At 35.5% G+C, this 22,110-nt stretch carries 15 protein-coding genes; 6 read left to right on the top strand and 9 right to left on the bottom strand.

What is annotated here, in order from left to right; all coding sequences use genetic code 11:
• Window positions 1–44 precede the first annotated feature (44 nt).
• Window positions 45–2,816, bottom strand: coding sequence for a 2-oxoglutarate dehydrogenase E1 component (locus E0I61_RS00985; RefSeq protein ID WP_132068817.1), 2,772 nt, complete (start codon window positions 2,814–2,816; stop codon window positions 45–47).
• A gap of 119 nt (window positions 2,817–2,935) precedes the next feature.
• On the opposite strand from E0I61_RS00985, the gene E0I61_RS00980 reads away from it, so the two are divergent.
• The gene (locus tag E0I61_RS00980; protein WP_131991221.1) at window positions 2,936–3,478 is read left to right on the top strand and encodes a hypothetical protein; all 543 of its coding nucleotides are present in this window, start codon (window positions 2,936–2,938) and stop codon (window positions 3,476–3,478) included.
• A gap of 33 nt (window positions 3,479–3,511) precedes the next feature.
• Here E0I61_RS00980 and E0I61_RS00975 read toward each other — a convergent pair whose 3' ends face one another.
• Entirely contained in the window at window positions 3,512–3,862 is a 351-nt protein-coding gene (locus E0I61_RS00975; RefSeq protein ID WP_113664520.1) for a hypothetical protein, read from the bottom strand.
• A 172-nt stretch (window positions 3,863–4,034) separates the two neighbouring features.
• Window positions 4,035–5,009 (bottom strand): polyprenyl synthetase family protein, encoded by a 975-nt coding sequence (locus tag E0I61_RS00970; RefSeq protein WP_132068815.1) that lies wholly within the window; start codon window positions 5,007–5,009, stop codon window positions 4,035–4,037.
• A 196-nt stretch (window positions 5,010–5,205) separates the two neighbouring features.
• Here E0I61_RS00970 and E0I61_RS00965 point away from each other — a divergent pair, with 196 nt between their 5' ends.
• The 5 genes from E0I61_RS00965 to E0I61_RS00945 all read left to right on the top strand — a co-directional run bounded on the left by E0I61_RS00965 (window position 5,206) and on the right by E0I61_RS00945 (window position 12,144).
• Window positions 5,206–5,727 carry a YceI family protein gene (locus tag E0I61_RS00965; protein WP_131991225.1) on the top strand — a complete coding sequence of 174 codons (522 nt, stop codon included), beginning with the start codon at window positions 5,206–5,208 and terminating at the stop codon, window positions 5,725–5,727.
• Between the two features lie 137 nt (window positions 5,728–5,864).
• Window positions 5,865–6,461 (top strand): TetR/AcrR family transcriptional regulator, encoded by a 597-nt coding sequence (locus E0I61_RS00960; protein WP_132068813.1) that lies wholly within the window; start codon window positions 5,865–5,867, stop codon window positions 6,459–6,461.
• Window positions 6,461–7,825, top strand: coding sequence for a TolC family protein (locus tag E0I61_RS00955; protein WP_132068811.1), 1,365 nt, complete (start codon window positions 6,461–6,463; stop codon window positions 7,823–7,825). The genes E0I61_RS00960 and E0I61_RS00955 overlap by 1 nt, the downstream gene beginning before the upstream one ends.
• A gap of 5 nt (window positions 7,826–7,830) precedes the next feature.
• Window positions 7,831–8,898: an efflux RND transporter periplasmic adaptor subunit gene (locus E0I61_RS00950; RefSeq protein WP_132068809.1), complete on the top strand. Its 1,068-nt coding sequence runs from the start codon at window positions 7,831–7,833 to the stop codon at window positions 8,896–8,898.
• A 69-nt stretch (window positions 8,899–8,967) separates the two neighbouring features.
• Complete coding sequence (locus tag E0I61_RS00945; protein WP_132068807.1) at window positions 8,968–12,144, top strand: efflux RND transporter permease subunit; 3,177 nt, start codon at window positions 8,968–8,970, stop codon at window positions 12,142–12,144.
• Between the two features lie 448 nt (window positions 12,145–12,592).
• On the opposite strand, the gene E0I61_RS16580 is transcribed toward E0I61_RS00945, so the two are convergent.
• The 6 genes from E0I61_RS16580 to E0I61_RS00915 all read right to left on the bottom strand — a co-directional run bounded on the left by E0I61_RS16580 (window position 12,593) and on the right by E0I61_RS00915 (window position 21,835).
• Window positions 12,593–12,703, bottom strand: coding sequence for a RagB/SusD family nutrient uptake outer membrane protein (locus E0I61_RS16580; protein WP_394346058.1), 111 nt, complete (start codon window positions 12,701–12,703; stop codon window positions 12,593–12,595).
• Between the two features lie 198 nt (window positions 12,704–12,901).
• A complete protein-coding gene (locus E0I61_RS00935) occupies window positions 12,902–13,990 on the bottom strand; it encodes a glycoside hydrolase family 16 protein (protein WP_132068805.1) in 1,089 nt (362 codons plus the stop codon).
• Between the two features lie 344 nt (window positions 13,991–14,334).
• On the bottom strand, window positions 14,335–16,212 hold the full coding sequence (locus E0I61_RS00930; RefSeq protein ID WP_132068803.1) for a RagB/SusD family nutrient uptake outer membrane protein: 1,878 nt from the start codon (window positions 16,210–16,212) through the stop codon (window positions 14,335–14,337).
• 108 nt (window positions 16,213–16,320) lie between these two features.
• Complete coding sequence (locus E0I61_RS00925; protein WP_132068801.1) at window positions 16,321–19,731, bottom strand: TonB-dependent receptor; 3,411 nt, start codon at window positions 19,729–19,731, stop codon at window positions 16,321–16,323.
• 244 nt (window positions 19,732–19,975) lie between these two features.
• Window positions 19,976–21,148 (bottom strand): FecR family protein, encoded by a 1,173-nt coding sequence (locus tag E0I61_RS00920; RefSeq protein WP_131991239.1) that lies wholly within the window; start codon window positions 21,146–21,148, stop codon window positions 19,976–19,978.
• An 87-nt stretch (window positions 21,149–21,235) separates the two neighbouring features.
• On the bottom strand, window positions 21,236–21,835 hold the full coding sequence (locus E0I61_RS00915) for an RNA polymerase sigma factor (protein ID WP_132068799.1): 600 nt from the start codon (window positions 21,833–21,835) through the stop codon (window positions 21,236–21,238).
• Between the last annotated feature and the right edge of the window lie 275 nt (window positions 21,836–22,110).

Below are 22,110 nucleotides of genomic sequence, written 5' to 3'. Positions count from 1 at the left end.
GTGAAAAGAAAAAGATATAGCGTACAGCAGGAAATAGCTCCTTATTATCTAAATAAATCTTTATCAAAAACCATTTTTATTGCATCCGCATGACGGCGTTTTGCACGCGTATAACTTCCTGAAGCCGGAGCTGCGTATGCTCTTAACGAAGCCAATCTCCATTTTACTAAATCGAAGTTCATCAACATGTAGCTGTAAGCACCCATGTTTTTTGGTTCTTCTTGTGCCCAAACATAATCATCCGCGTTTGGATATTTTGCTATAATCGTTTTTAATTGCTCTACTGGTAAAGGGAATAATTGTTCGATTCTAACTACTGCTACATCGCTACGACCGTTGATTTCTCTTTCGGCAGTAATGTCATAATAGAATTTACCGGTACAGAAAACTAATGTTTTCACATCGGCTTTATTCACTGTTTCATCATCGAATGTTTCCTGGAAACTACCTGTTGCAAATTCTTCAACAGTAGAAACACATCTTGGATCACGCAATAAACTTTTTGGTGTAAACACAATAAGTGGTTTACGGAACGTTGTTTTCATTTGTCTTCTCAACAAGTGAAAGAAGTTGGCCGGCGTTGTACAATCGGCAACATACATATTATGTCTGGCGCAAAGTTGTAAATAACGCTCCATTCTAGCCGAAGAGTGTTCTGCACCTTGACCTTCATATCCATGTGGCAATAGTAAAACAATTCCGTTCTGGTTGTTCCACTTGTCTTCTCCACAAGAGATGTATTGGTCAATCATAATTTGGGCTCCATTACTGAAATCCCCAAACTGTGCTTCCCAGATAGTTAATGCTTTAGGATTGGCTAATGCGTATCCATAATCAAAACCTAAAACTCCGTATTCAGATAAATGAGAGTTAAAAATATTAAAACTCCCCTTTTTGTTGTCTATGCTGTTTAATAAAATTACTTCCTCCTCAGAATCTTCGACTTTTACTACCGCATGTCGGTGCGAAAAAGTACCACGTTCTACGTCTTGCCCAGAAATACGAACATCATAACCTTCGGTCAAAAGCGACCCATAAGCCAATGTTTCTGCTGTTCCCCAGTCGATAGTATTGTTATCGTACATTGTTCTGCGATCGGTAACAATTTTAGAAATTTTATTTATAAATTTCTTATCAGACGGCAAGCTCGAAACGGTTTTTATAATAGAGTCTAAGGTATCTTTAGCAACTTTTGTATCCACTTTTTCAAGCATTACCACATCCGAAACCTGTGTAAAACCTTCCCACTCATTTTTCATGAATGGAGTAATGATGGTTAAGTTTTTTTTGCGTGAAGCCTGAAGATTGTTATCCAAGTCCTCTTTATAAACTGCTTCTAATTGTTTTACATAATCCGCTCCTATGACACCTTCTGCTAACAATTTATCGGCATAAATATCACGGGGATTTTTGTGCTTTGCAATAATTTTGTACAAAACCGGTTGAGTAAAACGAGGCTCATCACCTTCGTTATGTCCGTATTTTCTATATCCTAATAAATCGATAAATACATCACGACCAAATTGCATTCTGAAATCCAAAGCAAATGACATCGCATGAACTACAGCTTCGGCATCATCCGCATTTACGTGTAATACTGGCGAAAGTGTTACTTTGGCAACATCCGTACAATATGTAGAGGAACGCGCATCAAGATAATTAGTGGTAAAACCTACTTGATTATTGATTACAATATGAATTGTTCCTCCAGTTTTATAACCGTCAAGTTGTGCCATTTGTACAATCTCATAAAGAATTCCCTGACCTGCAATTGCGGCATCACCGTGAACGGCGATTGGCAATACTTTAGAGAAATCGTTAGGGAAATATTTGTCTTGTTTAGCTCTTGTAATCCCTTCGATAACCGCACCTACTGTTTCCAGGTGCGAAGGATTTGGAGCCAAATTGATATTTATATTTTTTCCAGTACTGGTAACTTTGTCAGCGGTAAGTCCTAAATGGTACTTAACATCTCCGTCAAAATATTCCTGGTCGTAATCTTTACCATCAAATTCCCCAAAAATGTCTTGGGTTGATTTGCCAAAAATATTTGCCAAAACATTCAAACGGCCACGGTGTGCCATTCCCATTACAAATTGTTCAACTCCTTGCTCGGCTGCTTTTTCAATTAAAGCATCCAAAGCTGGGATTATAGATTCTCCACCTTCAAGAGAAAAACGTTTTTGACCTACATATTTAGTATGCAAAAAGTTTTCAAAAGAAACGGCTTGGTTTAATTTATTCAGAATCGATTTTTTTTCATCCGGTGAAAATTTAGGCTGATTATCATTAACCCCTAATTTTTGCTGAATCCATTCCACCACTTCTGGATTACGAATGTACATGTACTCCACCCCAATATGTTGACAATATATAGTGTCAAGGTGAGTTATGATTTCCTGAAGCGTACACGGTTGTATGTTAATAACCTTTGCCGCGTCAAAAACAGTATTTAAATCGGCTGCTGAAAGTCCGAAATTTGAAATTTCAAGTGTAGGTGATGAAGTTCTTCTTTCACGAACCGGATTTGTTTTGGTAAACAAATGACCTCGAGAACGGTATCCATCTATTAATTTCAATACATTAAATTCCTTTTGAAGCTTATCAGACACCAAATTAATATCTGAGTTATTAGCTGCAAAATTAGCGATTTGTTCCACCTTGTTCTCCTCATTGTAAGTAGCCATCCCAAAATCGAAACCTTGAAAAAAACCTCTCCAACTTGGCTCAACGCTATCTGGATTCTCTAAATATTGATCGTATAATTGTGCGAAAAATTCGGTGTGTGCTGCGTTTAAAAATGAAAACCTATCCATAATATTTAGTGAATATACTTTTTTGTTAAAATAGTTTGGCAAAAGTACAATAATAGAATAAATTTATAATTTATTTTAAGATACTTTTACATTGAAAAATGTTAAAAAACCAAAAACTTATGACAAAGAATAGCTTTTTAGAGGATTCCAAATCATTATTGGTGATAATCACCTTATTTTTTTCAAGTTGTCTGTTTGCACAACAAAATTCATCCTCTCCTAAAACCCAAAATCAGTTTTGGAGGAATGTGCAATTTGGAGGCGGAATTGGTTTAGGCTTTGGCTCTGGCTATACGGACATTTCATTGGCTCCAAGTGCTATTTATAATTTCAATGAGTATGTAGCTTTGGGGGTTGGCGTACAATATAAATATTTAAAACAAAAAGAGTATTACGCTTCCCATTTGTATGGTGGCAGTGTTATAGGTCTTTTTAATCCAATATCTGAAATCCAACTTTCGGCTGAACTGGAACAATTAAGAGTCAATGTAGATTTGGAGGGATCCAATAGCAATTCACAAGATTACTGGAACACAGGATTGTTTCTGGGAGCAGGTTATAGATCCGGAAACGCTACAATTGGCGCCCGTTACAATGTATTAAATGACGACAATAACATTTATGGCAGCGCATTCATGCCGTTTGTCAGGGTTTATTTTTAATGTAAAAACTTACTTTGCTTCTGACATTAATAATTAATACTTATTCCTGAACCAGACTTTTTGCCATTCTCTTTTTAGAATTAAGAAGGCGACTTGTTCTGCCAGAATTACTAAATCAGATCCGTCTAGTTTTTTTATTTCCTCCTCAGAAACATCAATTATGTAAAGTAAGTTGAGGTATTCAGCAAATTTATATTGAATTAGGCGGTAGATTTTTTCATGAAGCTGCAACTTCAATTCATTAGGGGAGATACTCAAAGGAAAATCAATTGCTTCGTTAGCGAGATTGAAATCCTTATTCATTTGTTCAATTAATTTCAAATATAAGTTTTCGCCTTCCGCTTCAGTAAGTAGTAAATCGGTATTTTTTGGAACTATAAACATTTGATTTTAGATTTTTTATTAACGAATTCAGATTTGGTAACAGTACTGATTTTTATTTTTGGAGGTATGGATTTTTGTGATAGAACAATTATTTATCCGAAGTAAAACTTCTGCAATGCTTCGCGAGTTCGCTGTCGCTTGGGTCAAAAATCGTTAATCATCAATCAAAAACCTAAACTTTTCTTCCCATTAAATTCTCGCCAAAAGTTTTTAGTAATGCTTTTTTATCGGAGTCAATATTCATTTTATCCAAAGTTTGAAAAGCCTTAAACGTAAAATCTTGTATTGCATCTTGAGTTGCTTTTGAAGCGCCTGAGCTGTTAAAAAGCTCTTTTACCGTTTTGATTTTTTCAGTATTGTCTTCTGGCTGAATCGAAAACAATCGTCTCAATTCCTGCGCTTCCTCTTCTTCTGAAAAAGCAACTGCTTTTAGATACAAATACGTTTTTTTGTTTTCTATAATATCGCCGCCAACTTGTTTTCCAAAGGTTTCAGGATCACCAAAAGCATCTAGGAAATCATCCTGTAATTGAAAAGCCAAACCTAAATTCAGTCCAAAATCATAAATCAGATTTGCATTTTCTTCCGAAGTTTCAGCGATAATGGCTCCCATTTTCATGGCTGCGGCAACCAAAACGGCCGTTTTATACTGAATCATTTTCAGGTATTCCGGAATCGTAACATCATTCCGTACTTCAAAATCGACGTCCCATTGCTGACCTTCACAAACTTCAAGAGCGGTTTTGCTAAATAACTTGGCTAAATCCCGAAAAATAACGGGTTCATATTGTTCAAAATATTGGTACGCTAAAATCAGCATCGCATCACCAGATAAAATTCCGGTGTTTAAATTCCATTTCTCATGAACTGTTTCTTGTCCTCTTCGCAATGGCGCATCATCCATAATATCATCATGAACCAACGAAAAATTATGAAAAACTTCAACAGCCAAAGCCGCCGGCAACGCTTTTTTATAATCTGCATCAAAAACCTCCGCACTCATTAATGTAAGTACCGGACGCATTCTTTTACCTCCAAGATCCAAAATATAATGTATCGGTTCGTATAGATTTTTCGGTTCTTTTGTTTCATATTGTGATTCCAAATAATCCGAAAGAAACTCTTGATACTGGTAAATAGAATGCATAAAATAATTTTTTGGCTAATTTACAGTATTCAATTAGCATTACAAACTCCCTTTTGTCATCAAATGTTAAATAAATTAAAATACACTGGAAACTATTTTAGTATTCAAAGTTTCCTTCTTACATTTGCAAACGAAAATTTAACATTTAGAATTTATTCCGATTCTGAAATAAATTCTAAATACAACGCAAAGAATTATGAAAACAAAATGGACAGTTGACTCGAGCCAATCAGATGTTCTGATAAAAATGAGACACTCAATAATTGCGTATCTGGCAGGTTCCATAAATAAATTCAATGGGCATATTGATATTGAGGATAATCAAATAGAAGATGCATCAATCGAATTCTCTTTAGATGTCAATAATAAAGATGCAAAACTGGAACAAATAGATACTCACTTGGGGTTGAATGACTTATTCGACATTAAGGAGTTTCCAATTATTAGTTTCAAGTCGACCTCATTCGAAAAAGTCAATAAAAACATTAATTTTTTAAAAGGAAATCTAACCATAAAAAACATTACAAAAGTGGTGGAGCTTGATGCTGAATTCATTGGAATCAATACTTATGATGGCGATCAAAAAGCTGCTTTTGAGATAACGGGTCAAATCAATCGTAAGGATTTTGGTTTGAATTTTACTTCATTTAATCAAACCGGCGGGTTAGCCTTAGGACAAGATATTAAGTTTATGGCAAACTTAGAGTTAACAGTTTAACAAGAAAGACAAACTAAGTTTAATGTTAAATAAATACAAAATTTAAGGAAACTATTTTGGTTTTCAAAGTTTCCAAATTACATTTGCATCGAAATTTAACAGTTTTAATACATCACAACTGATTAAGAATAAAGAAAATGAAAGAGAAAATTATATCAAAAGCGAGTGATATGTTCTTAAAACTAGGTTTTAAGAGCATTACAATGGATGATATTGCAGGTGAAATGTGCATTTCAAAAAAGACAATTTACAAATATTTTTGTAATAAAGAAATACTTATTGAAGAGAGTACAGCTACTATTCACAAAGAAGTTCATCAAATTATAGACAACATTGTTGCTAAAAATTACAATGCCATTGAAGAGAATTTTGAAATCAGAAAGATGTTTAAAGAAATGTTTAAAGCTTCAGACACTTCTCCTATTTATCAATTAAAAAAACATTATCCTGAAATATATGAGAAGGTGATGTCTCGAGAAATAAAGGAGTGTAATACGACTTTTGAGCGAAATATAAGAAAAGGAATTGACGAAGGTTTATATCGATCTGACCTAAATATTGAATATTATGTACGATTTTACTATCACTTAATTTTTAGCAATAAAGAAAATATAAGTTCAGAAAAAGAATCTCAAAAAATAGAACTTGAAATACTAGAATACCACACCAGAGCTATGGCTACGCCAGCCGGAATTATCGAACTTGAAAAACAATTACTAAACTACACCATATAATGAAGAATATAATTTTAATAACGATTTTGACTTTTGCGTTTTCGGCGCAATCACAAAACTTGAGCAATACTGCTGCAAGTCCAATAAAAACGCTAACACTGAAAGAAGCCATAAACTACGCTTTAGAGAATAAAGCCGATGCCAAAAAAGCAAAACTACAAGTAGAAAATGGCGAATACGAAATTCAAGAAATACGTTCAAGAGCATTACCACAAATTTCTGCTAGCGGAAGTTTAAATCACAACCCAATAATACAAACTACAGTTATTGATGGAGCAGGATTTGGTGCACCCGGAACTACAATTCAAGCAGCTTTTGGACAAAAATGGAGTTCTGGCGCTGGAATTACGCTAAACCAAGCTTTATACGATCAATCGGTTTTTATTGGACTGAAAGCTGCAAAATCTACCAGAGAATTTTATCAGATAAATGCACAATTAACCGAAGAACAAGTTATTGAAAAAGTTGCAAATGCCTATTATCAAGTATATGTGACACGTCAAAACTTAAATGTTTTTGATAATAATTTGAAAAACACCAATAAAGTTAAAGACATCATTAAAGGTCAATTTGACAATGGACTGGCTAAAAAAATTGATTTAGACAGAATTCTGGTAAGGATTTCGAATATCAATACGCAACGTCAACAAACAATAAACGCGGTTCAAATTCAAGAAAATTCTTTAAAATTTTTGATAGGAATGCCAATTGAAACTAAAATTTCTATTCCGCAAACCGAATTTGAAGTTACTGCAAATGCGCTTTCTCAAACGCCTGACACAACAACTAGAACAGAATATTTGTTGTTAAAAAAGAACGAACAACTTTTACAATTTCAGAAAAAATCAGTTCAAGCAGCTTATTATCCTACACTTTCTTTAACTGGAAGTTACAATTACATTGGTCAAGGTCCAGAAATGCCTTGGTTTAAAAAACCATCCGATGGTGTTTATTGGTCAGATTATGCGGCAATTGGTTTAAATCTAAACATTCCAATCTTCACCGGATTTGGAACTCGCGCCAAAGTACGTCAAGCTGAGAACAAATTAGAATCGATAAAAGTAGATTTAGAAGAAACCAAATTGTCATTGGATTTAGAATATGAAAATGCTAAAACTCAAATTGACAACAGCATCATATCTATCAACAATCAAAAACAAAATGCGCAATTGGCTCAGGAAGTTTTAACGAATACCAACAACAATTACATTCAAGGTTTGGCTTCTTTAACTGATTTATTAGATGCAGAAAACGAATTAGTAGCTGCACAAAACAACTACACAACAGCATTATTAGATTATAAACTGGCAGAAATACAATTAATCAAATCAAAAGGCGAACTTAAAACACTAACAAACAAATAATCAAGATGAAAAAAATTATAATAACAACAGTAGTAATTGTAGCAGCATTAGGGCTAATTGCTTATGTGTTAACTAATAACAAAAAAGAAAACGAAGCTAAAACGGCCATTGTTGCTGAGAAAAATGCTACGGTTTCTGTAAGAATTGAAACGGTAAAGACAGAAGAAGTTTCATTAGATTTCACATCAAACGGAAATTTTGAACCAATTCAAGAATTAAAATTTTCTGCAGAAAAATCAGGAAAAGTGGTAAAAGTCTTGGCTAAAGAAGGTGATTATGTAACCGTTGGTCAAACACTTGCAATTGTTAGAAGTGATGTTATAAATGTAAATGCACAAACTGCAAATTCATCATACCAAAATGCTGTGGCAGATTACAATAGATATGAAAATGCTTTTAAAACTGGCGGTGTTACCAAGCAACAATTAGACCAAGCAAAACTAGCAATGGTAAATGCAAAAGCGCAATTAACTCAAGCAAACATCAATGTTGGTGATACAAGAATAAAAGCACCAATTAGCGGATTTATCAATAAAAAATACATCGAACCAGGTTCTATTTTAACAGGAATGCCAGCGACTGAACTATTTGACATAGTGAACGTTTCTAAATTAAAATTAAAAGTTGCCGTTAATGAAAGTCAAGTAGCAAGCTTAAAAGTTGGAACTCCAATTAAAGTTACCGCTAGTGTTTATCCGGACAAAACTTTTTCTGGAAAAATTACTTTTATTGCTTCTAAAGCTGACGAAAGTTTGAACTTTCCGGTAGAAATTGAAATTACAAACAATGCTTCTAAAGACTTAAAAGCTGGTATGTATGGAACTGCTGAGTTTGCTTCAAACCAACAAAAACAATCGTTGATGATCGTTCCTAGAAATGCCTTTGTAGGAAGTGTAAGCAGCAACGAAATATTTGTAATCGAAAATGGAACTGCTAAATTGAAAACAGTAACTGCTGGAAGAATTCTTGGTGATAAAGTTGAAATTCTTAACGGATTATCTGATGGCATAACTGTAATTATTACAGGACAAATCAACCTTCAAGACGGATCTAAAGTGGACGTTATAAAATAAGTCTTAAAGTCGAAAGTCATAAAGAAACCGCTTAAAGCCTAAAGCTTAAAGCCTAAAGCAAAGAAAAAAATGAAATTAGCAGAAATATCCATAAAACGTCCCTCATTAGTTATCGTATTATTTACGATTCTAACGCTAGGAGGACTGTTTAGTTACAGCCAATTGGGCTACGAATTGATTCCAAAATTCGAAACCAATGTAATTACTGTTGCCACTATTTATCCAGGAGCGTCTCCAAGCGAGGTAGAAAATACGGTGACTAAAAAAATTGAAGATGCGATTGCATCCTTAGAAAATATTAAAAAAATAGACTCGAAGTCCTACGAAAGTTTGTCAACAGTGTCTATTACATTGACCTCTTCGGCTGATGTTAATATCTCTATGAACGATGCTCAACGTAAAATAAATGCTATTCTTAGTGATTTACCAGATGATGTTGAAATGCCTTCGTTGAGTAAATTTTCCTTAAGCGATTTACCAATTATGACTATTGGTGCCAACGGAAAAATGGATGAAGTTGCTTTTTACGACTTAATTGATAAAAAATTAGCACCAGTTATTTCTCGAGTAGAAGGTGTAGCACAAGTAAATATTATTGGTGGACAAGAAAGAGAAATTCAAGTCAATCTTGATGCAGTAAAAATGCAAGCTTATGGACTTTCTATTCCGCAAGTGCAACAAAATATTTTATCTTCTAATTTAGATTTTCCAACAGGAAATATTCAAACTCGTGAGCAGAAAATATTAATTCGTTTGGCCGGAAAATATAAAAATGTTGACGAATTAAGAAACTTGGTTGTATCATCTAAAAACGGAATTCAAGTTCGTTTACGCGATATTGCTGATGTTCAGGATACTCAAAAAATCACTGAAAAAGTAGCGCGTGTCAATCAAAAAAGCGCCATTATTTTACAAATTATAAAGCAATCTGATGCCAATGCGGTTGCGGTAAGTGAAGAATTAGTTAAAACAATTGCTAAACTGGAAACCGATTATAAAGCGAATGGTTTAAAATTAGAAATTGCTAAAGACAGTACCATTTTTACACTTGAAGCTGCTGATGCTGTTGTGCATGATTTACTTATTGCGGTACTTTTAGTTGCTCTTGTAATGTTGTTTTTCTTGCACAGTATTAGAAACTCGTTGATTGTAATGGTTTCTATTCCTGCCTCATTAATTGCTACTTTCATCGGAATTTATTTGATGGGTTATACCTTAAACTTAATGAGTTTATTAGGTCTGTCTCTTGTTGTAGGTATTCTTGTGGATGATGCTATTGTTGTTCTGGAGAATATTTACAGGCACATGGAAATGGGTAAAAACAAGGTTCGTGCAGCCTATGATGGAACTGCGGAAATTGGTGGAACTGTTGTGTCGATTACTTTAGTAATTGTAGTGGTATTTTTACCAATTGCAATGAGTACCGGATTGGTTTCTAACATTATTACGCAATTCTGCGTGACTGTAATTATTTCAACATTGTTGTCTTTAGTGGCTTCATTTACAATCATTCCGTGGTTGTCTTCAAGATATGGAAAACTAGAACATATTGAAGGTAAAAACCTTTTTGGAAGGATTATACTTGGATTTGAAAGCTATTTAACGCGTTTTACAAACTGGGTTTCAAGATTATTAGAATGGTGTTTGGATCATTATTTTAAAACACTGGCTATAGTTTTAGTACTCTTTTTTGGTTCTATGATTAGTTTATTTGGTGGTGGATTTATTGGTGGAGAATTCTTTGCAGCGTCTGATAGTGGTGAGTTTTTAGTTCAAATAGAAATGCCAAAAGATGCTTCATTAGAGCAAACCAATTTCATGACGCAAAAAGCAGAAGCATTTTTGAAGAAAGAAGAGTATGTTTTTAGTCAAATTACAACGATTGGTCAAACCAGTGAAGGTCTTGGTGCTTCGCAAGCAACTGCTTACAAGTCTGAGATAAACGTTAAAATGGTTGGATTAGATAAACGTGATGAACCTGCAAATGTGTATGCTGCAAAAACAAAACGTAAATTAGAAAAAATATTAGTTGGCGCAAAAGTGAAAACGGTTCCAGTTGGTATTTTAGGAACTGCAGAAGATGCCACTTTAGGATTAATTGTAACTGGTCCAAATGTAGAAAGCGCCATGCAATTTGCGAAAGCAGCAGAAAAAGAATTACGTACCATTCCAGGAGCAACAGAAATCGAATTATCAGTAGAAGATGGAAATCCAGAAGTGAATGTAAAAGTGGATAGAGATAAAATGGCAGCTTTGGGATTGAGTTTGCAAACAGTTGGTATGACCATGCAAACTGCTTTTAGCGGAAATACTGATGGAAGATTTAGAGCTGGTGAATACGAATACGACATCAACATTAAATACAATGCTTTCGACAGAAAAAGTATTGCCGATGTAAGCAATTTAATTTTTATAAATGAAGCTGGTCAGCAAATAAAACTGAATCAATTTGCAACCGTAACAGAAGGTTCTGGACCAAGTGAATTAGAACGAAGAGACAAATCGGCATCGGTAACTGTAAAAGGTCAAAATGTAGGAGTTCCTTCTGGAACAATTGTAACGCAATGGCAAGAAAAAATTGATAAATTAAAAAAACCAACTGGTGTAAATTACATTTGGGGTGGCGATCAAGAAAACCAAAGTGAAGGTTTTGGAACATTAGGAATAGCTTTATTAGCTGCGATTATCTTGGTTTACCTTGTAATGGTTTCGTTATACGATAGTTTTGTACATCCATTTGTGGTATTGTTTGCGATTCCGCTTTCATTTATTGGAGCAATGTTGGCTTTGGCTTTAACCAATAATACACTGAATATATTTACTATTTTAGGTATCATCATGCTTATTGGTCTAGTTTGTAAAAATGCGATTATGCTTGTAGATTATACCAATCAAAGGCGTAAAGCTGGCGAAACGGTTAGAACAGCATTAATCCAAGCGAATCATGCGCGTCTTCGTCCAATTTTGATGACAACTATCGCGATGGTATTTGGTATGTTCCCGATTGCACTAGCATCTGGAGCTGGAGCTGAATGGAAAAATGGTTTGGCTTGGGTAATTATTGGAGGATTAATTTCCTCATTATTCCTAACTTTAGTCGTAGTTCCGGTAATTTACCAAATTATGGAAAAAGCCATCAACAAACTTTCAAAAGGAGAAAAAGTTGATTATGAAGCTGAAATGGTTGCTGATTACGTGCACACCGAATTAAGCGAAGACGGATTTAATCCAAAACATACAGTGTAAATTTCATTTTTTAGCTATAAAGAAAGGCTTCCAATACTATTGGAAGCCTTTTTGCATGGTACCATGACATTACCTAGGTTATAACATTAAATAACATTTAAAAAAAGGCGTCATCAGAATTAAAGCTGACAACACCTTTTTAACCAAACTAACCACAAGCAAACCAAAATTTTAAAAACGTATTGATGTGTCGCAATTAATACACTATTGCAACTATTTAAATACTTTTTACCGTTTGCACTGTTTTAAATTACATCTTTCAATGTTGCCGACTGATTTAGAACAGTAATGCTGATATAGCATCAGTGCATCAAAAATAGATACTTCTGACCCGCCACTTTATTGTCTGCACAATAATACTGACCGTTTAAATAAAAGGAGTTGTCAAAAAATATTTTCAATCAACTCCTTTATAAAATAGTAAATTACTAATTCTTTAATTCGGAAATTACCAACCTGGATTTTGTACCAGTTTTCTACTGTTTGATATCTCAGAGAATTGAATTGGATATAAATACATGGCTCTATCAAATTTTCTAGGGGCATTGTCAATATTTATCTTCTGGAATAAGTTGGCACAAAAGTTAACTAATATGAAAAATATTGATTGTAAGAGTAATTTAAATCAAACTCAAAAAGATTTTAACATGGCTTTTAAATTAAAAGTTATAGAAAGATAAAAAAGGCTAGCCTACTTATAAGGAATCTCAAAAGAAATATGTTATCTAAGCAAGATAGAAGCACTATTTTAGTTTGGTTATTGTGAAATACGTACCCAATCTACCTGCATCTGAAAAGGCAGATTGCTATCGGTAATAGGCCCTGGCCATCCTGCGCCCCCAGATTGATTCAGTATTAAATAAAATGGTTTATCAAATGGCCACTGGGCACTCGTTGCGTTGGCTGGTTTATTGTAAGTACTTGTAAGCACTCCATTCAAATAAAATTCTATTTTATTCTCTTGCCAAATAATACCATAGGTATTATAATCACTAGCAATATAACTAGAAGATTTAGTTACTGAACTTACTCCGCTAGAATTGGTAACTGCGCCATTATGAACAGTCTGATGAATTACATTTTCATTATTAACATGCTCCATGATATCAATTTCACCACTATTGGGCCAGCTACCATAAGCATTGGGAGTTGCAGGCATCATCCAGATTGCAGGCCATGAGCCCTGACCCTGGGTAAATTTTGCCCTTACCTCAACTTTTCCATACGTGAACGCAACTTTTCCATTGGTTTCAATACCACCCGAATGGTAAGGAACCGCATCGTTGGAAATTGTTTTATTATCCATTTTTAAAAGTAAATTACTACCATCCAATGATGCAAAATCTGATGTGGAAGTCAGATATTTTGCCCATGACGCATTATTCCTGGAACAATAAGACCATTTGCTAGTATCAAAGTTTCCGGTAGCATTAAAATTATCCTCAAATACAAGTGTCCAGACTTTGGGATTTACTATTACTGTTACCGTATCTCGCACTTTTGCTCCCAGGTTATCGGTTACAATTAGTACAAATTGATAAGTTCCTTGCGTTAAATTGTTGACAGCTGTTTGTGCCTGTGTAGGTGCGGCAATACTATATTGTGTGGGTCCATCAATTCTTAACCACTCGTAAGATTTAATCGTTCCGTCAACATCGGTTCCGCTACCATTTAATGTTACTGTATTTACAGTTATGGTTTGATCGGCTCCTGCATTTGCTGTAGGGGCCTTATTTTCAGGCGGCACTGGTGTATCTTCTTTGGAACAAGCCGATAGCGACAAGGACATTACTGATAAAAATAAAATTCCATTCTGTATTTTTTTTAAACTTATCCTGTTCTTCATAAATATTTTTTTTATTTTTTTTAGTGGGGAAATACCGATTCAAAAAATCTGTTATTTATTTAACCGTATTGAAAATCTGTTTTAAGCCGATTCTAAAACTCGGCTCTTTAAAGCAGTACTCGAAAAGGCAATGCTCTGGTTGGTTGACTAACTTAATAATTACAGATCTGCATACAAAAAAAAAGACACCATCATAAATAAATCTGATGATGCCTTTTTAACCAAAACAAACCAATGTTTTTCGCTAGGTTTTATACTGAGAATTTACAGTATGGTATTTCGTTCGTTCAAGGCCAGTTTTGTCCAATAAATTTAGAAAAACCGTTTTTTGACAACTCAATATATTACCATCCCCAATTCTGCACTAAGTTTTTACTCTTCTGCATTTCACTAAATGGTATTGGATATAAATATTGTTTACGTTCAAAAATGCGAGTTTGAAAATTTGTTCTTTGAAAGAATGTAGTCGCATTTCCGGCCATATTCATTCCAGAGAAGTCACCCGCTTGTCTGCCTTCAGGAGCTTCAGCAATCATCCATCTTCTTACATCAAAATAACGTTGACCCTCTGTTGCCAATTCGATACGGCTCTCACGTCTGATAGCTTCCCTTTGCAAGGCTTTATTCCCTGCAATACCCGCATTTAACACTTCAAGATTAGGTAAGCCGGCACGCTCTCTTACTAGATTCACATACTTCAACACATCAGGGCTGCCCGGACTCACTTCATTAAGTGCTTCTGCATATAACAGATAAAACTCTGCCAGCCTGAAAATGATTGATGGTCTGAACCTAGTCGCAAGACCCGGGCTCGGCAAACTTACCGTTCTATTGTATCTTTTATAGAGCAAATAACCGCTAGCTGTATATTGAGCTGGAGGAACACTTCTATCATTTGGTGTTCCCACGTAAAAATGAGTCACTTTGTTGGATACATGCCATCTTCTTCCTGCAAAGAATACCGTATTATAAAAACGGGGTTCTCGATTGATATACATATTGTTAACCGGGGTTGGTGTGGCTGATGCGAATGGCGCTGCGGCTGTTACTGCCTCAGTGTATGAACTAGTTCCTGTTTCTGAATACGCTGTGGATGCCGGTAAAAAACTGGTGGCTTTAATTGGCTTTCCATCTTTCATATAAAAATCATCAACTAGTTCCTGCAATACAGCTGTACTTCCCAATCCATTGGTTTCGCTACGAGGCGTTGCTCTTCTTTCCCAACGATCTCCATTGAGCCCAACGTTTCCATTTACGGATGTAGCCCAAATAATTTCACTGTTATATACCTGAAACAGTTCGTAAACCGATTTAGCCGGGTCGAATACACCGGTATTTTTATACAACTGGTGATTTCCATTTGCATAATCAATAAGGTCTTTAAGAGCCTGTACTGCTTTGTTCCATTTTGCAGGATCCGCAGCCGGAAACAATTTTTTACCGTCGGTATCAGCCAATGCAAGTGCTTCAGTAAATCCTCCGTTTAATAAAGGGCTTGCGGCATGAATCCATAATTTTCCTCTCACTGCCAAGGCCGCGCCTTTAGTAGGCAAAGCTTTTACATCATCATTGGTAGCCGGTGTTTGCGGTAACAACGGGATAACCTTAACCAACTCGGCATCAATAAAATTAACTACCTCATCAACAGAGGAACGGGGTATGTCAAGATCTTCACCAGGATTATAAGACCTATCCATGATAGGCACCGGACCATATTGCTCCAGCAAAAGATAATGATAATACGCACGCATAAACTTCACATTGACTATCATCTTATCAAGTTCTATTGATTCAAGTTTGTCAGCATTAACCCCCGAATCCGGAATAACTTTGGCCTTTTCCAGGAAAATATTAGCCTGTCTTATCAATGCATAAAGTGTGTTCCATCTATGAAACCCCATGTTTGAAGAGTTGCGGAATGCAATTTGATAATTAGCATTATCACCATAGCCTGTGTTTATTTCATCTGTCATTCCTGTCCATGGGTTCTGTAAACCAGTTTGTCCTCCAGCATCCCAATTGGCATGAACCATATCAGTATAATCTGGTATTCCTGTGAAAACATTGGCGTACCATCTTCTGGTATAGGCCGCATTATCAAAAACCTGATCAACATTGTTTAAACCGCCCGAAAGCTCATCAGAGACGTCGAGATAATCTTTACTGCAAGAGGAAAACCCCAATACAAGTGTAAATAGAAAAATTTTTATACTGTTTTTCATATGTAGATATTTATTGTTTTTTATCGGTCATATGTAATTCGCATATCTTCATTGGTGTTTGCGACCAATTTACGGTTATGCTCATTTCATATCGAAATAATTAAATTTTTAAAGTGTCAATTCAAGTCCAAACGTAATCGTGCGAGGCAATGGATAATTCAAGCCTGCGTTTCCGTTTCCTGTCTCAGGATCCCAATGTTTTATTTTATCCCAAACCGTTAAGTTATACCCCATCATGTATATTCTCGCCGTATTTATATGTGCCTGCTGCGTGATGAACTTAGGAAGATTATACCCAATTTCAACATTTTTCAAACGAAGAAAACTACCGTCTTTAAGCCACCATGTGCTTTGTACATTGTTATTAGCTCCATTATTAGCAATACTATGCAAACGTGGCATTAGCACATTTTGACTTGGGTTTGCTTCTGTCCAACGGTCTAAAGCAAATGTCCTGTAATTAGATTGATCTACTCCAAAAGCAAAAGGATTCCATGCTTCAGGGGTATTACCTCCAAAAATTACCGAGGTATTGGCTGTTCCTTGAAAAAATGCACTCACATAAAACCCTTTGTATTCAAGATTTAACCCAGCTCCATAGTTAATTTCAGGGTTTGTGGGATTACCCACACCTACTTTTCTGTCAAATTGATTAATCAAACCGTCACCATTCAAATCCTCGTATTTTATATCTCCAGGTCCTATTCTTCCATTTAAAGTAGGAACAGGTATTCCGCTTTTCAATGCATAAGAATTGGTTCCATTAGTGTTTTGAGTTATAACAAAATCATCATCAGTGTACAAACGTTCTGCTATATACAATACGTTATCACCTATCCTTGACCCTGTAGTGGCCATCCATGGATAGGGCTGCGGTAATTCATCATATTCGGTGATTTCATTTCTTGCAAAGGTAAAGGTACTTCTAAAACCAATTTTTAAATCACCTATGGTTTGATTAGCGTTAAGACTTCCATCTATCCCCCAATTTTTAACTTTCCCAAAATTTTCATAAGGGGCTTGCCTGAAACCTGCGACACCAGGAATCGTTCTTCGTTGCAATAAAATAGATGTTCTTTCCGATTTGAAATAGTCTGCAATAATTTCAACACGACCATTAAACAATCCTATATTAACGCCATAATTTTGTTTTTCTTCAATTTCCCATCCTAAATATGGGGCTTCAGCGCGACCTTCTATTATCCCTGCTCCAAGACCATTTGAGCCACCGCCAGAGGTAATCCCCTGATTAAACCCTCCTGCGGCCATACCAAAGGTAGGACGATAAAGGAATCGATCAGCCCCACTCACAAGTGTCTCGTCATTTCCAGTGCGTCCCATAGAGGCTCTAAATCGTAAAGTGGTCAAATAATCCTTTAAGCCTTCCGGATAGAATTTTTCGTTCGATATTTGATAGCCAATACCTACAGCCGGGAAAAAACCATATCGGTACCCGTCTGCGAATTTTTCACTTCCGGTATAACCAAAATTTCCCTCTATAAAATAGCGATTGTCAAACGAATACGTTGCCCTACCCACTATTCCTTGTTTTCTAAAAGCAAGAGCCTCTGTATTAAGTTGACTCTCTTTTTGCATATACAATGCCATCCCTTCTACAGTATGCCTGTCAAATACTCTTTTGTAGTTTAGAGAGGATTCCATATAAACATTCTTGGTTGCATTGCTTGTTTCTACAGGTTCAGGCAAATCCGGTGTGCCTGAAACGCTTGTTGAAAAAATGAGATTGCCATTCGCATCCCTGCCTGTAGCAAGAAACTTGCTTGGGTTATCAATTCTGCCGGCAGAAAAATTCCCGTTATAATCATAACTCACCAAACCGCGATAATACAAGCCTGGAGTAACAACATCTAATTTTTGTTCTAATCGCACTGCCGATTGGATACTGGAACGCCATTCTTTTGAATAACCGGCATTATGCAACAGATTATACGGGTTTCTTTTATTTGCTTCAGCTTCAGAATTGAATGTTGAAAGCGTACCATCACTATAGACTGGAGGAAAAAGATGAGGAGGCGTAATCATCATTTGTCGAAAAATAGTTGCAGATGGAGAAAGCGTTCCCACAGCAAACGTTCCCGGATACCGATTTACCAAATATTGTCCGCTGAGATCCACGCTCAACAACGTTGTTTTTGAAATATCCATATCAATGTTACTTCTCAAGTTGAAACGTTTAACTCCAATATTAGTTTCATAACGCGGATTAGGATTGTCTTGAAAAATTCCGCTCTCACCATAATAGGCTCCAGAAACGAAATAGCGTGACTGCTCAGTCCCTCCACGCACATTTAGGGTATATCTATGGGCATCCGTAAGTTTTTTTAACATAGTACCCAGCCAGTCTGTATTCGGATAAAGATCCGGATCTACATTATTTCTGTATTTTGAAATAAGAGCATCACTATAAATTGGTGTTTGCCCGTCATTTCTTAAGGCTTCATTATACAATTCAAGATAATCAGCAGAATCTACAAATTTAGGAAGCCTTGTAGGTTGCGATAAACTATGTTCTGTCCTAAAACTGATGACTGGTTTTTGAGCCCTTCCTCTTTTTGACGTAATGATTATTACACCATTAGCTCCTTCCGCACCATAAACTGCCGTTGAGGCAGCATCTTTAAGCACCGTAAAGGTATCTATCTCATCCGGTTCAATATCATTTATTGCACGAGGAACACCATCCACCAAAATTAAAGGCTTAGCTCCTGCTCCTGAAAAAGTGCTTATCCCTCTAATGAAGAATTCAGAGTTGTCATAACCCGGCTCTCCGGATCTTTGTATCGCAATAAGACCAGCAACCTGACCCGCCATATTATTGGTTAAGTTTCTGGTAGGAAATCGCATTTGTTCGCCCTTTACAGTGCTAACAGCTCCAACAATTTGTCCTTTCTTTTGCTTACCATAACCTACAACAACAACATCATCTAAAGCAGTATTATCTTCTACTAATTGAATTTCCATGGAATTTCCACCGGCACCCACAACCACTTCCTTAGCGATAAATCCTGTATAGGAAACAACAAGAACACTTTTGGAATCAGGGACATCAATTGTAAACTTACCATCAAAATCTGTCACCACGGCCTTTTTAGTACCTTTTATGAGTATAGTGGCTCCAGCTAGCGGTTCTCCTTTTTCATCGGTGACCTTACCCTTTATTTGCATTATAACTGGCGCCAAATTGATTGATTTTTTTGCTATCTCGAATTTAGGAACAAACGAAATTGTTTTACCTTCAATAATCCATGTAATTGGGGCATCTAAGAAAGCTTGTTCCAGTACTTTCTCAACTGGGGCATTTACTACATTTATAGAAATTGGCTTAACATTTTTTAAAATAGCCACATCATAGAAAAAAACATAATTAGTTTGATTTTTTATGACCGATAATACTTTTTTAAAAGCTACGCTCTTTCCGGAAAAAGTAATCGTTTGTGAAGATGCTGCCGCAGAAACTTGTAAAGTTAGGGCAATAACTAGAATGGACGTTAATTTCATAACTTTCCAGGTTTTTGAAGTTAGCCAATGGTTTTTTGGCTTGGTTTTTGGTAATAATTTCATACTTTTGGTAATGGTTATTGGTTAATAATAAATTCTCCTTGCTAGGTTTATCTATCTATTTCTCATAACTGTTCCTTTTTTAGGAACAAGCCAGTATATGTTACAAGCATTACTGGCTTTTTTTATGGATACAAATACATATTTTATAAAAAAGGGTTTCCCCGTTTTGTCGTATATATTGTTAAGGCATCACTCTTAAAATCTTTCCTTCGATTTTAAAGCGCACCTTATTTTTTTCTAAAATTTTCAACACTTGTGATAACTGTAAATTTCTTTGTATTTCACCCTCAAATGTTCTTGTGGGTACTCCTTTTTCAAATACTACATCTACATCATACCAGCGACTTACTTGTCGCAAAACCGTTTGAATACTAGCATTTTCAAAGTAGAATACACCGTTTTTCCAGCCCATCACTTCCTCTAAATTTACATTATCTTTTACAACGATCGCACCTGATTTTTGCTTTTCGGCTTGCTGCCCAGGTTTCAATAGTACTTTTTTCCCTTTCTCGGTAAGCAATACACTTCCTTCTAAAAGGGTGGTGTTTACGACATCTTCATCATTATAGGCATTTACGTTAAAATGTGTTCCTAATACATTTACCTGCATATCATTGACTGCAACTCTAAAAGGTCTTGTTTTATCTTTGGCTACTTCAAAATAAGCTTCTCCAGTTAGAATTACTTTTCTTTCGTTTGCCGCGAAAGCAGTTGGAAAAGTAATTGATGAAGAAGCGTTGAGCCATACTTTGGTGCCATCTGACAATTCTAGATTATACTGACGCGCTCTTGGAGTGGTCATTGTATTGTATACTATTTGTGCATCGCTACCTGCTGTATATACAACTCCGCCATTCTTTTTTGAAACAGCCGTATTGTTTTGATTGGTCAATAATCCATTTCCTACACTATCCAAAACGATTTTTGAACCATTGGAAAGAGTAAGTATTGCGCCTGTTTTACCTGGTTCTTTATCATCGCTATCCTTTGACGCTACCTCAATAGAGGATTGACCATTTTTTTGAAAGAGAACAAGAGTTCCAATACCAACGGTTACTAAAATACTTGCAGCTACCGCTATTTTTCTCCAGTTGAATAACCCAAAAACGGACGATTCTTTTATTTTTGAAGAAGTATTTATTTTCACCCTGAGTTCTTTGATGAATTTTTCGGTTGCTTCAGAACCAATAGAAGGAATTTCTACTGAGTCATAATTTTCTCGAAGAATGACATTCAATTCCTCTGAATATTTGGGATTATCCAACATTCCAAGTAGCTTTGCTTTACCTTCAGGAGAAATTTCTCCAGAAATAAACTGATCCATAAGTTCTCTAAACACTTTGTTTTGATACATAAATACAAGATTTTGGGCCGACCTGAACTGTCCTCCAATTATAAAGACGAGGATTGGTTGCTAAAGTGGCAATGAAAAATGAAAAAATTAGGAAAAAAAAATTAACCCTAATGAAATTAGTGTTAATAAATTGACATTATAATGCTTGTGCAGGTAATTTCTAAGAAAATTTAATGCCTGTACTAAGTGCCAACGAACGGTTCTTGTAGCGATACCTAATTCTTTACTGATATAGTCAGCATCTCTACCTTCCATGCGGCTTAACAGGAAAACGGAACGCCTAGGTTCTGATAAAAGTGCAGCTCCTTCATTTATAATTTCAACCAATTCTTTAAACTCATATTGTTCGTCTGGTTTGAAAAATAGCTCATGTAGTTTTTCTCCTTTTAGCGAATCTGTTTCTATAAGTTTTTTCCGAATATGGCTAATAATCAAATTGCGACTCACGATAAAGAGGTAGTTGTTAAAACTATTTACTTCAGATAGTTTTTTTCGTTTTTCCCAAACCTGAATAAAAACATCTTGCGTTAATTCCTCGGCAACTGGATATGATTTTACAAAGCTGAGGGCATGCTGAAGTACCTTTTTCCAGTGTCTTTCGACAAGTTGTGTATAAGCCAATTCATTTCCCGCTGCCACCCTTAGTAAAAGAGCAGATTCATTTGAAGATATCAATTGGGAATTCATATTATGGGTTGGCTGTAAGTTTTAATACAATAAGATTGGAACAAACATAGCCAAAATAAATAAAGACACGTTAAAAAATCTAGAAAACAGAATTTTATAACTTTTTCATCAGTAAACTCTTATTTAAAATCTGTTAGGCGTATTTATTTTTCTTCAAATAATTGCACCTAACGGGTTGTATTCCTGAAATTTCGTAATAATCATTAAGTAAGAATTTACTTATAATTATATAATAAGTACTATTTTCCCATGATTATAACTAAAATGACTCCATG

It is taken from the genome of Flavobacterium ranwuense (genome assembly GCF_004349315.1).
Lineage (GTDB): Bacteria > Bacteroidota > Bacteroidia > Flavobacteriales > Flavobacteriaceae > Flavobacterium > Flavobacterium ranwuense.
This window is presented reverse-complemented; position numbering and strand designations above follow the sequence as displayed.